Raw genomic sequence first — 11,829 nt, 5'->3', positions numbered from 1 at the left:
CGACGTCCATGTACTTTCCCATCTTTTTAATGGTTATGGGGATTGTGCTTATGCTTCAACCGCGTACAAACCGCTGGAAGACACGTATGAAGGCTGCTTTTCAAGGCAATGAAAAACGCGTAAAGCAAAGGGCCAATACGTTTTTTATCCTCGGCTTTACCTTTCTGTTGGCAGGCTTCGCGTACCTATACCGATTTGTTAGTTAATCTAGAATCGAGAAAACACCCGTGCGAACAAGGACTTCACTACCTGAAGCCGTTCTTGTCGCATCGGGTGTTTTTTTACAGCAGTTGATCACGTGAACGGGTAAAAAAAAGAAGCGCCGCTCACCAGGGCGACACTCCATCTAGGGAAGATAAAAGGGAGTAAAGGTGTCATGACCAGCACCTTACAACTAGGGGGGAGCAAGGTGCTGGTACACTCTTGTGGAAAAAGAGTACCTTACTTACTAGTTTCCCCTATTAAAACAGGTTTAAACCTAAAATCTTTTAAAAAATTCCTAATGATTCTTTTGCACTAGATGTCCCAGCGGCATGTCCCGAGGAAAAGGCAATTGTAATATTGTAGCCACCCGTGTGCGCATGGACGTCCATCACTTCCCCTGCGAAATACAGACCCGCCTTGAGCTTGGAGCCCATCGTCTTCGGGTCAATCTCTTTGACGCTCACTCCGCCACCTGTAATAAAGGCTTCTTGCAGCGAAAGAGTGCCAGTGATGGTGAATGGAAAAGCTTTGATCGTTTTCGCAAGCAGAGACCATTCCTGCTTTTTCATATGGCTAAGAGTCGTTTCTTCTGCGATGGATGACAGAGAGAGCAACAAAGGAATGATTCTTTCAGGAAGATAGCCTTTGAGGACATTTTTCACGGCCTTCTTCGGCTGTTCCTCTAATAGACTCCAGCTTTCTTTTGCGATTTCATCTGCTGTTTTAGCAGGCATCAGATCGATGGTGAGCGAGAGCGGCACTGCTCCATACTTGCGCTGGGAAATGGAGACATAGTGACCCATCCGTAGAGAAGCAGGCCCGGAAAGACCAAAATGGGTAAAGATCAGATCGCCATCCTGCGTGTTGATTTTTTTGCCATTAGGAGCAAACAAGGTCATTTCGACGTCCCGAAGTGAGAGACCCTGCAAGGATTTGTCCTTGATCCAGGCGTCATTTGCAGTAAGCGGTACCTCAGTCGGGTACAGGTCGGTAATTGTATGTCCTGCTGCTTTTGCCCATGCATAGCCATCGCCTGTGGAGCCAGTCTGTGGTACTGAGCAGCCGCCAACAGCGATGATGACACACCTGGAGGTCAGCTCCTCTCCAGACTCCAGAAAGATGCCTGTCACGCGTTCCTCGTCATAAAGAACCTGTTTGACGGAGCTGTTTAACAGGATGGTTGCGCCTTGGCGTTTTAACAGATCGATCAGGGCTTGGGCAACTGTCACGGCTTTATCTGTTACCGGGAACATCCTTCCGCGATCCTCCTCTTTCAAGGCAACTCCCAGCTCCTCGAAAAAGCGCATAATGTCGCGGTTGCCAAATTGCGCCAAAGCACTATACATGAAGCGGCCATTTCCTGGCATTTGCTTGATGAGCTCATCTTGTTCCTTGGCATTGGTCACGTTGCAGCGACCGCCACCGGAAATAATCAGCTTGCGTCCCAGCTTGGAGCCTTTTTCCACCAGACAAACACGTGCCCCCTGACTGGAGGCAGCGATGGCAGACATGAGGCCAGAAGGACCGCCGCCAATGATTATGACATCGTAATCTGTTCGATTCATTTGTTCTCGTCCTTTTTATTTAGGGTAGGGCAACCCCCATTGTAACATATCACTTCGTAAACACATCGATCAGGACAAAATATCGTGAAGCGGCTGCTTCTCCAGCACGTAGCGAACAATACCTTCGTCTCTTTGGAGGCTGGTTACGACGTAGCCCTGTGCCAAGTAATGAGCGAACAACTGACCGGTCCATTCGCGCCAGTGACGAGCAATCTCAAAATCTGCCCGTTTTACATCCTGGAAGTGAGCAGGGACAGGGAGCAGGAGCACGGCTTCTTCCCGCTGGAGCAAAATCTCGGTTGGGCGCGGAATGCCATCTGTCACTTCATAGCGAAGAACTTCTGGTGCATGATCTAACAGCGGGCTTGCAGCCTGACCTGTCCGATGACGTTTTACACGGCTGCTGTCGACGAACCATTCTACAAGAAAACGATCCGTTGGCAGCCCACGATTAAAATCGTCATTCAGTTCACCATAACAGTCAGGCAGGAAGGTGCGAACGATTCCCCCAAGCTTGACGATATTGAGAACCCCGTTAACGGTTTCGAGTGGATCGTACGTCCACGTAATTTTTGCAAAGCCCTGTGTCCTCGCTTCGTCGAGCTGGAGCCACTTCATTTGCACACCCAAACCGCGCTTGCGGTATTCAGGTAAAAAGCCGAGCATATGTGAACAGAGATGGATTTCGCCATTTGTAAAGCCTGGGAAGCTATATAAAAATCCAATCAGCTGGTCATCGTCAAAAGCTCCGAGCAACAGACCACCGAATTTGGACATCGTAAGTGTCATATGATACGGGATGGCATCATCTGGGTCCCAAATTTTCCCTTCCAATTCCTCTAACAACTCGATCTCTTTTCGCTGTGTTAATTTACGGATCGCAATTGCCATGATCTCTACCTCCTCTGTCATTCACTTTCTCGTTTAGACTGTAATCAGATTCGGGAAAAGAGTGCACATTCCTGCTTCCGGCGGTTGCATCCCGTTGGTTGTAAGTCGATAATAGAAGACGACGAAAAACATCCTGATTGGATGGAGGAGGCTTGACCACGATGAATAATCCGTTTCAACGAGAAATATGGAATCGTTTGACACAAGCACCGGGAGCAGCAGGCTTCGAAGGCCCGGTTCGTGATATCATGCGGGAATACATAAGCACGTATACGAGTGAAATCGTCTACGACAATCTGGGGAGCATCTTCGGTGTCATGCGCGGGGATGAGAATGGACCGAAGATCATGGTTGCCGGTCATATGGATGAGGTCGGTTTCATGGTATCGCGTATTTCGGATAAAGGATTTATATCGTTCCAGACACTCGGCGGCTGGTGGGGACAGGTTTTGCTCGCCCAACGCGTACAAATCGTTTCCGACAAGGGCATTATCGAGGGGGTTATCAGCTCTATCCCGCCGCATGTCCTCAGTGACGACCAACGAAACCGTCCGATGGATATTCGTAATATGTACATCGATATCGGGGTGGACTCGCGCGCAGAAGTAGAGCGTCTCGGTATACGCCCAGGCCAACAGATCGTACCAGTATGCCCGCTTCAGGAGATGGCCAACCCAGATCGGATCATGTCAAAAGCATGGGATAATCGCTATGGCTGCAGCCTGGCAGTAGAACTGGCAAAAGAGCTGCATGAGCGTCCAGAACATCCAAATGTAGTGTACGTAGGTGCCACTGTGCAGGAGGAGCTGTCTGGAACACGCGGGGCAAAAACGGCTGCAGCCATGATTGATCCAGATCTGTTCCTTGCATTAGACGCAAGTCCTGCCAGCGATATTCCAGGCGTGAGAGAGGAAGGCGGCAAATTGGGTAGCGGCCTTTTAATGCGAATTTACGACCCTGGCTATGTGATGCCGGTCGGTCTGCGTGAGCTCTTGATTTCTACCTGCGAGGAAGAAAAAATTCCGTATCAGTACTACGTGGCAAAAGGCGGAACAGACGCCGGTGTCGTTCAGTATCATGGCAAAGGGGTACCATCAGCCGTTATCGGTATTCCTTCCCGCTATATTCACAGCCATGCATCTATCATTGATAAAAAAGACTATGAGGCAGCAAAGCGCCTGTTATTCTCGGTAATCCGCAAGCTGGACCGCGCTACATGGGAATCGATTCTGCCTCGCTAAGGAAAAGGAGGTGGCGTATGTGAATGCCATTACTTTGTACACACGAAAACAAGGAGAGGCTACGTCATTTGAGTTCAACGTCTTCGACAACCAATTCGCCACCGAGAATTTGGCTGTACGCAAAGTACTGATGGCGATGCTGGAGTCTGTCCGTCACACGCTGACAGTGCTAGAGATCGAGTACAATGACAGCATGCTTGTGGAAAAGGTCGGTGCGAAAAAAGCAGGTGAGCTTCTTCGTTTTCTGGGAGCGACGAAAGAAAACAGTCAGGAGCATCGCAGTAACGATATCGTGGTGAGCCGTTCATTTCGAACAGCACTTACAGACGAGCGATACGACTATTTTTACAATCTCACAGATATCGCACAGCTTTCCCATTACCGGCTCAAAGCAGGAGACGAGGACCGCATCGTCTTTTATTTCACCCGTTACTTGCAATTAATTGCGCCCGATCAGCAGTCACATGATACGTTTTTGAACAAACTAGAATCATTTTCACTCCCGTATAAATTAGTGCCGATCAAATAGACGACAACCTACAAAACGAAAAAGGCCATTTTGCTCTCGTTCGAAAGCAGAATGGCTTTTTCTATGCTTACGTAGCTGGTCGATTTGGTCCCTCCAATTTTTTGTCTCCATAGCCAGGAGCATCGTTCTGCACATGTTGGGGCTGATGGTTGCGCTTTGCTGCTTGAGGGTGATTGCGCGAGCTTTGATCGTCCTGTTTCTTCATGGAAGTCTTTCCTTCTTTCTGTAAGTAGTGGTCAGGTAGCCCCTTCTTTTCTGCCAGAGCGAAGCTTGGTTTCGGGTGCTACCGTCCTTTTATGACGAGAGATGGCATAAAGAGCAAACAAACTGAGTACGACGGCTAAAAACAAGGTGATGATCCCATAAGCAATCCAGGGAGAATGACTGCCGACACCGCCCAGTCGCTCTACCATCGCTCCTCCGACACTAGTGCCAAGAGCCGTTCCGATTCCGGAGACGAAGTTGGAGAAGCCGAAGTAAGCACCCAGCCATTCTTCTTTGGCAAAATGGGTAACTAGGCTATCCTGAACTGGCATGAACAGCATTTCACCCAGAATAAAGAAGATAGCAGCCCCGCTGAGTGTGATAAAATGCTCTGCCCAGCCCATCGCAGTAAGGCCAATACCGAGCAGTGTCGTACCAATCGCAAGGGAAATATATGGATTGATCCGTTGCAGCACAAAGCGCGAGACAAAGCCCTGGAGGATGACCACACTCATCGAATTAATCGTCCAGATCAGACCAATTAACGTGGCAGAGCGCAGCACGTAATCTCCCCGGAGAGGCAAAATCAGCGCAAACTGGGCGTATAGTGCCCAAATCAGCAAGGTAATACCTGAAAACAACAGAAAGCTGCGGTGGGTCAAAATGTTTTTGTACTCGGAAAGCGGTGTCCGCTTGCAATCAGGGCCAACGCAGCGATCGTCCGGCAGAGTAAACCAGGTGAGGGCAGCCAGCATGGCAAAGACAACGGCTGCAATCAAAAACGGCTGCTGTCCCAAAGCAGTCATCCAGGAAATAATCAAGCCTGCCACGATAATTCCCGAGTGGGCAAGAATACCACGCCAAGAAAAAGCAGCAGTTCGCTGCGCCTGGTCAACTTCATCCGCGATCATGGCTTTGATCGTAGGGGCGAGCAGTCCAAGACCAAGTCCGTTTACGGAAGAAAAGAACAGAAACAAGCCGAATGAATGACTGTAATGATACCCAAGCATTGCGCTGCCTTGAAGCATGGAGCCGAGTACAATCATTGCGCGTCTGCCGAGCCGATCGGACAGCGGACCGCCCAATAGGCTTCCGACTTGATAAGCAATGCTGCCTGCGCCAAGCACAAAGCCTACCTGAGCCAGATGCAGGGTACGCACCTTTTGCAAAAAGACCGGGAAGACGGGAATGACCAGATAAGAGGCCAGATGCATGAAAAAAACGATGAGCAATAGCAGCATATATGGCTTGTTTCGCCAAAGAGAGCGAGCGTGAGCTTCCATAATCGACTCCTTCAAAAGCGTTCTGACCACTTCCAGCGTTTCCAGGTTAGTATGAGGTGATGAGGGCAAAAAAATCCCTTCAACCGGAACGAATCCAGATGAAGGGACGAGGGGCTCTATGCTTATTTAAACAAGTTAATGGTGGTAATAATGATTGGCATGGCAAACACATCAATCAAAAAGGCTCCCACGATTGGAACAACCAGGTACGCTTTTCGCGACGGTCCAAAGCGCTCGGTCACAGCAGCCATATTTGCCATCGCATTCGGTGTTGCACCGAGGCCGTGACCAGTAAATCCAGCGACCATGACAGCAGCATCGTAGTTTTTGCCAAGCAGGCGGAACAACACGAAGGCACCAAACAACACGATGAAGACGACTTGAACGAATACGATGACCAGCATTGGAAGGGCAAGGTCGGCAACCTCCCACAGCTTGATGCTCATAAGGGCCATGGAGAGGAAGATTCCAAGGGTCACGTCACTGATCAGGTTAATACTCTTCATATCGATCGCATTCGGATTGACTTTATCAACGATATTGCGGGCGATAACCGCTACAAACATAGCTCCAACATAGCCCGGAAGGACAAAGCCTGTTGCGTCCGAGAACAGACCACCCAAGTACGTTCCGACTGCCATACAGAAGGTAATAAGCAGAACCTGTGTAAAGAACGTGTTGGAAGTAATCGGTTGCACATTTTCCTCGACGTTTTGTACGACCTCTTCTGTTTCAGTTGGCTTTAGATTGTATTTGGAAATCAAATATTTCACAGTTGGTCCGCCAACCAAGCCACCTGCTACCAAGCCAAAGGTAGCAGCCGCAATCCCGACGGACAGCGCAGATTGAATCCCCATGTCTTCAAGTGTCTGTCCAAATGCCCCGGCAGCACCATGTCCGCCTTCCATGGAAACGGCACCAGCCATCATACCGATTAATGGGTGGATGTTGAACAAGGAGGCCATGGAGACACCGATCACGTTTTGGGCCAAAGCCAAGAATCCACAGGCAATCCAGTAGATGACGAGGAGCTTGCCGCCTAATTTAATGAGCTTAAAGCTGGCCCCAAGACCGACTGTTGTGAAGAAGGTGAGCATGAACAAGCTTTGCAGGGATGTATCCAATGAAATCTCTACAAGACCAGTCGACTTGAGGATCGTAGCAATAATGGCAAACAAGAGACCGCCGACAACGGGTGCCGGAATACAAAACTTTTGCAGAAATCCTGCTTTCCGTACAATTAGAGTGCCTAAGACTAAAAGGGCAACGGCCAAAAAGATGGTAGTGACTTGATTAAGTGCTAGTGTCATCGCTGTATCCTCCTAAAAATCCCATGATGGCTTCATTCGTCAAGTAAGCACCTAACTTTACCGTTCTTCCGTTCTCATCTAAAACAGGATTGACTTCGCATATGTCAAAAGAAAGCGTTTTCTTATGAGCGGCAACTGTACGGATCAAGCTGCGGACTGTCGCCGGGCTTAAACCAAAAGGAGACGGGGCACTGACCCCGGGTGCAAACGCTGCATTTAGCACATCCGTACAAAGGGTAAGCATGACGTAATCATGTCTTTCGATGAATTCGTTTAATTCAGAAGCGATCTCTGACATTCTCGCATCGCTCATGTCTTCTTCGTACACATAGCGGACACCGAGCTCGTCCGCTTTGTCAAAAAGCTCCTGCGTGTTGCCAAAACGCTGGATTCCGAGCACAAAATAATGGCTGTTATGATCTTGCTCTAGTATTTGCCTGAACATCGTGCCTGATGAAGGCTGTGTTTCATAGGATCGCAAATCGAAGTGAGCGTCAATATTAATAATACCGAGTGTCGCGTCTTTCCCGATGTGGGCGCGAACCCCTATATAATGTCCATACAAGGTTTCATGCCCGCCGCCTAAAATAATCGGCGTCACAGATTTGGAGAAGAGGGTGGCGACAGCTTGCCCCAATTCTTCCTGGGCTTTTTCGAGCGCGTCATCCAGGCAGCTCACGTTACCTACGTCGATCAACTGCTGCTGTTCTGCAAGCTTCCAAGGAAGGCTTGCAAGCGCTTGCCGAATTGCGTTTGGAGCTTTTGCTGCGCCTAATCTGCCTTGATTGCGGCGAACGCCTTCTTCGCACTCATATCCAACAATGGCACAGGTCGGGGCATGATATTTCGTCAATTGTTCCAGTTCTATGTTTTCTACGATTTGATGGTAGCGAAAGCTGCTTCGTCTCTGTGTATGATCAGTTCGTCCGGTCCAAACATCAGCTGATACATTTGCAGGCAATTTTTTCACCCTTTCTAAAATTTTTAAAGTATGGTTTGTTTTCTGATTATATAATGGCTAACTTATTATTTCTAATATATAATTCAAATAAATTAATAGCTTCATGCTATAAATCGGAGGGAAACACTTGCGTGGATATTAAACAGCTGCATTATTTTGTGACGGTTTGCGATCAGTTGAGCTACTCGAAAGCCGCGCAAAAACTACATATATCACAGCCCTCATTAAGCAATGCGATCAAAAATTTAGAGCGCGAGGTTGGCTCGCCGCTGCTGGAAAGAAATACGAGAAGAATTGAACTGACAGACGCTGGTAAAATCTTGTATGAGAAATCGCTGCTGGTTCTGTCGAATATGAACATGTTGAAAAAAGAAATGGAGGAGGTAAAGCTGACAGGCAGTGGGGAGCTGATTGTTGGCATTATCGAGTCTGTAAAGTATTGGATTCCAAAGGTGATCCGCAAGTACCAGGAGCATTTTCCGATGATCAATATCAAGCTGATCGAGGTATTGGGGGGAAGGGCGGTAAAAGAATCGTTGCGAAAATATCATACGCATCTGCTCGTAACCAACCAGTACATTGACGAAGAAGATATCGAAACGATCCCTTTATACCATGAGCGACTGGTACTCGTCCTGCACAAGGACCACCCGCTTGCTGAGCGAGAATCGATCCGCTTAAAAGATTTGGAGCAGGAGCCTTTTATTATTAGTACAGAAGGCTTTCAGACCAGAGCGGATATTTTACAAGCGTTTTTGCTGGAGAATGCCTCTCCGAATATAAAGTTTGAAATCGAGCGGTTCGAGACAGCCTTGACTTTAGTCAAAGAAAACCTGGGTATTACGATCATCCCCGAAAATTACTTGGGTGAGCTAAATGATGCGTCTGTTGTTCGCAAAACGATTGATTCGGAAGCACTGGAGAGAACCGTTTATTTGACGTTTATGAAAAACCGCTATTTGGCGCCTGCCGTTCAGTCGTTTTTGACAGAGATTCGCGATCATTTTGTGCCTGCAAAAGAGCGAGATAGGCTGTCTTGATGCCAGCCATTAGGTAAATACACAAAATCAGAGGCAAGCAGGCTAGTGTCCAATCCATCTTAAATCCTGCCACATATACCAATAGGGAAGGGAATCATGGGCGATATGCCAGATGCACGGCTTGAGGCATGGGGAAGGGGGGATCAGACATGAAGAGCTTTGGTTTTTTCAACCAAGATGGCTTTGAAGTGGTGATCTGGATCATTGTGATCATCTTTCTCCTCTCCATATTCTTTGACGAAGGGATATGATTAAAATGGGTGCTGATCGGCCTGTTCGTCGCTTAAACAACTATTACAAGTCAAATGATGCATTTAAAGCCTGGATAAAGGCAAACGAGCAATGGTTTAGCGAAAATCCGGAAGTATTCCAACAAATGCTTCGAAACCCGAAAATGGTTAATTTGTTTATGGATCTCATGGTGATGAATTCTCCCCGGATTCAAAAAAGGTTAGGAAGAATTGCAAGGAGAAGGAAGTAACAGGGAGCGGCATGCGTGGAATATAGCATGCCGTTTTTTGTTTTTTACGTCCGAGACAAAGGATGTAACCATCATAAATTCGAGACAAGCCGCGTAGGGATAAAGCATATGTTGCTTGGTCGAGAGGATGGATTCCAACATGGCACAGGTCATTCTGACGTTCTTTGTTGCTTATGGCATCGTAGTTGGGGGGGCTCTCTGCGGGGGGATCGGTGCTTTTTTGACCCACAAGCCGCCGCTTTTGTCTATGGAACTACTTGCTGATCAGCTGAAAATCTTTGGCATAGTCGGAGCACTGGGTGGATCGTTTGATTCGTTCCTGCAAATTGAAAAAATCCTGATCGGAAACTTCTCGCCGGTAGTGAAACAGCTGGCGATGATTGTTGTTGCCTTTCTGGGTGCCCATATCGGTACGATTTGTGTGCAGTGGCTGGTACAGGTGCGTTCATGATCGTGGTCCTCTGGAAAAGGTATGTAGCTCTATTGCTCATTGGTATCATGCTGGGGTCGACGACGGTTTTGATGCTATACGGACGAGAGATGGAAGAAATGATGCTGGTCAAAAAGAGCCTCGAATTGCAAAATAAAAAGCTGTATGAAGAGATCCAGTCTTTAAAAGAAAATCAGCGTGTGTATCGCAAAAAGCAGGACACGGTAATCGAAGAGGTTCGGGCATCTGTCCTTGCAGGAGAACAAAAGCTTCATCCCACGATAGAGGTCCAGGTAGTAGATCGTGTGGAGAAAGACATGGCATCGCTCAAGGGTAAAAAAGTAGAGCAGGTTGCCTACGTTCATCAGGTCCTGCATGAAATGCTGCGCCGCCGCGAATACGTGCTCTCGGATGGCACAATGGTAGAGGTCAGAATCAAGACAGTCGTCATCAGCCAAACCTTGTACGTATTTGTTACAGCTGAAGTCAAAAAAGAAGATGTGATGAAGAAGGTAGCACGAAACTTTCTTTTTATCGACTCGTATATTTCTACATGAGTACGCCTAGTGTGACCTATGGTATTCACAATCGAGGAGAAAGCGAGTAGATGTCGATGTTCAAAAAGTTGTTGGCCAGTATAGGGATTGGATCGTCGCAGGTTGACGCACGACTGGAGCAAGAATCCCTCATCCCTGGTGATGTGGTAAAAGGTGAGGTGCACATCACAGGTGGTGACGTGGCCCAGGAGATCGACGAGATTTACATGTATGTAGTTACTCATTACGAGCGTGAAGTCAACGATAAGAAGGGGAAGGAAGAATGTACATTAGTAAAATATCGTTTAACGGAGAGCATTTCCTTGCAGCCAAAAGAGAGCAAGGTCCTTCCGTTTTCTTTCCAGCTCCCGTATGAGACTCCACTGACAATGGGACGTCAGCCTGTTTATCTTCGAACAGGATTAGATATTAAAAATGCAATTGATCCCGGTGACTCTGACTTTATCGAGGTACGACCGCATCCGTTGATGGCGAAAGTGCTGGATGCGATTCAATCCCTTGGGTTTCAGCTATATAAGGTAGATTGTGAATATAATCGTTATTTAGGACGGAACTATCCGTTTGTACAAGAATTTGAATTCCGTCCGACCGGACCACTTCGCAAACAACTGGAAGAGCTGGAAGCTATCTTTTATTTGCGTGAGGGAGAATTGGAAGTTTTTCTAGAGCTGGATAAAAGAGCGCGCGGCTTCTTTGGCGGGTTGGAAGAAGCATTTAATTTAGACGAACGATTTGTGCGTTTCAGACTGTATGACGCAGATCTGAACAAACCCCTTCCCGTTATCGCAAACGCAATCGAACAGCTCATTCACAAGCAAATTCGATAAAGTCATAGAAAGGCTGCCTGAGACAAGATGCTCTAGCAGCCTTTCTCTATGTGGCTTGCTTCGGTTGTCAGTCGTCAACACCGACGATCTTCCTAACCCGCGACTTTGGATCTTTCCCTACATGATAGTTGCGGATGCTCGCTTTTGTGTCCGGGCATTCACCCATTTTGCAAAACGACTAAGACAGACTCATCTCGCATCCGTGCTTTTTCTCTCGCCAGATGAAAAGTGTATGAGGTGTCTTTCTAATTTTTCGATTTGCATGTATAGGGCTGGATTTTTCTGACAATACTGTGAGCATGAAGA

The 11,829-nt window shown here is 47.7% G+C and carries 13 protein-coding genes; 7 read left to right on the top strand and 6 right to left on the bottom strand.

What is annotated here, in order from left to right:
• Positions 1-8: 8 nt before the first annotated feature.
• Positions 9-206, top strand: a complete 198-nt coding sequence (locus ADS79_RS31650; protein ID WP_049742474.1) for a hypothetical protein — start codon at positions 9-11, stop codon at positions 204-206.
• 282 nt (positions 207-488) lie between these two features.
• Here ADS79_RS31650 and ADS79_RS31645 read toward each other — a convergent pair whose 3' ends face one another.
• Both ADS79_RS31645 and ADS79_RS31640 read right to left on the bottom strand, forming a co-directional pair.
• Complete coding sequence (locus tag ADS79_RS31645; protein WP_049742473.1) at positions 489-1,769, bottom strand: BaiN/RdsA family NAD(P)/FAD-dependent oxidoreductase; 1,281 nt, start codon at positions 1,767-1,769, stop codon at positions 489-491.
• A gap of 69 nt (positions 1,770-1,838) precedes the next feature.
• On the bottom strand, positions 1,839-2,660 hold the full coding sequence (locus ADS79_RS31640; protein WP_049742472.1) for a GNAT family N-acetyltransferase: 822 nt from the start codon (positions 2,658-2,660) through the stop codon (positions 1,839-1,841).
• A 161-nt stretch (positions 2,661-2,821) separates the two neighbouring features.
• Between ADS79_RS31640 and ADS79_RS31635 the strand changes: the two genes are divergently transcribed.
• Together ADS79_RS31635 and ADS79_RS31630 are read left to right on the top strand one after the other, a co-directional pair.
• Complete coding sequence (locus ADS79_RS31635; RefSeq protein WP_049742471.1) at positions 2,822-3,901, top strand: M42 family metallopeptidase; 1,080 nt, start codon at positions 2,822-2,824, stop codon at positions 3,899-3,901.
• Positions 3,902-3,920: 19 nt separating this feature from the next.
• Entirely contained in the window at positions 3,921-4,430 is a 510-nt protein-coding gene (locus ADS79_RS31630) for a hypothetical protein (protein WP_049742470.1), read from the top strand.
• 67 nt (positions 4,431-4,497) lie between these two features.
• On the opposite strand, the gene ADS79_RS35780 is transcribed toward ADS79_RS31630, so the two are convergent.
• The 4 genes from ADS79_RS35780 to hutG form a co-directional block, all read right to left on the bottom strand.
• Positions 4,498-4,635 carry a hypothetical protein gene (locus tag ADS79_RS35780; RefSeq protein ID WP_162839559.1) on the bottom strand — a complete coding sequence of 46 codons (138 nt, stop codon included), beginning with the start codon at positions 4,633-4,635 and terminating at the stop codon, positions 4,498-4,500.
• A 31-nt stretch (positions 4,636-4,666) separates the two neighbouring features.
• Positions 4,667-5,917, bottom strand: a complete 1,251-nt coding sequence (locus tag ADS79_RS31625) for an MFS transporter (protein WP_049742469.1) — start codon at positions 5,915-5,917, stop codon at positions 4,667-4,669.
• Positions 5,918-6,039: 122 nt separating this feature from the next.
• Entirely contained in the window at positions 6,040-7,227 is a 1,188-nt protein-coding gene (gene gltS, locus ADS79_RS31620) for a sodium/glutamate symporter (protein WP_049742468.1), read from the bottom strand.
• Complete coding sequence (gene hutG, locus ADS79_RS31615; protein ID WP_141260944.1) at positions 7,211-8,197, bottom strand: formimidoylglutamase; 987 nt, start codon at positions 8,195-8,197, stop codon at positions 7,211-7,213. The genes gltS and hutG overlap by 17 nt, the downstream gene beginning before the upstream one ends.
• 122 nt (positions 8,198-8,319) lie before the next feature.
• Here hutG and ADS79_RS31610 point away from each other — a divergent pair, with 122 nt between their 5' ends.
• From ADS79_RS31610 to ADS79_RS31585, 4 genes are all read left to right on the top strand, one after another.
• The gene (locus ADS79_RS31610) at positions 8,320-9,228 is read left to right on the top strand and encodes a LysR family transcriptional regulator (RefSeq protein ID WP_049742466.1); all 909 of its coding nucleotides are present in this window, start codon (positions 8,320-8,322) and stop codon (positions 9,226-9,228) included.
• Positions 9,229-9,848: 620 nt separating this feature from the next.
• Complete coding sequence (locus ADS79_RS31595; protein WP_049742464.1) at positions 9,849-10,160, top strand: YtrH family sporulation protein; 312 nt, start codon at positions 9,849-9,851, stop codon at positions 10,158-10,160.
• The gene (locus ADS79_RS31590) at positions 10,157-10,696 is read left to right on the top strand and encodes a sporulation membrane protein YtrI (RefSeq protein WP_049742463.1); all 540 of its coding nucleotides are present in this window, start codon (positions 10,157-10,159) and stop codon (positions 10,694-10,696) included. The genes ADS79_RS31595 and ADS79_RS31590 overlap by 4 nt, the downstream gene beginning before the upstream one ends.
• A 50-nt stretch (positions 10,697-10,746) precedes the next feature.
• Positions 10,747-11,523 carry a sporulation protein gene (locus tag ADS79_RS31585; RefSeq protein WP_049742462.1) on the top strand — a complete coding sequence of 259 codons (777 nt, stop codon included), beginning with the start codon at positions 10,747-10,749 and terminating at the stop codon, positions 11,521-11,523.
• Positions 11,524-11,829 lie beyond the last annotated feature (306 nt).

Source organism: Brevibacillus reuszeri (genome assembly GCF_001187725.1).
In the GTDB taxonomy this organism is placed as follows: domain Bacteria; phylum Bacillota; class Bacilli; order Brevibacillales; family Brevibacillaceae; genus Brevibacillus; species Brevibacillus reuszeri.
This window is presented reverse-complemented; position numbering and strand designations above follow the sequence as displayed.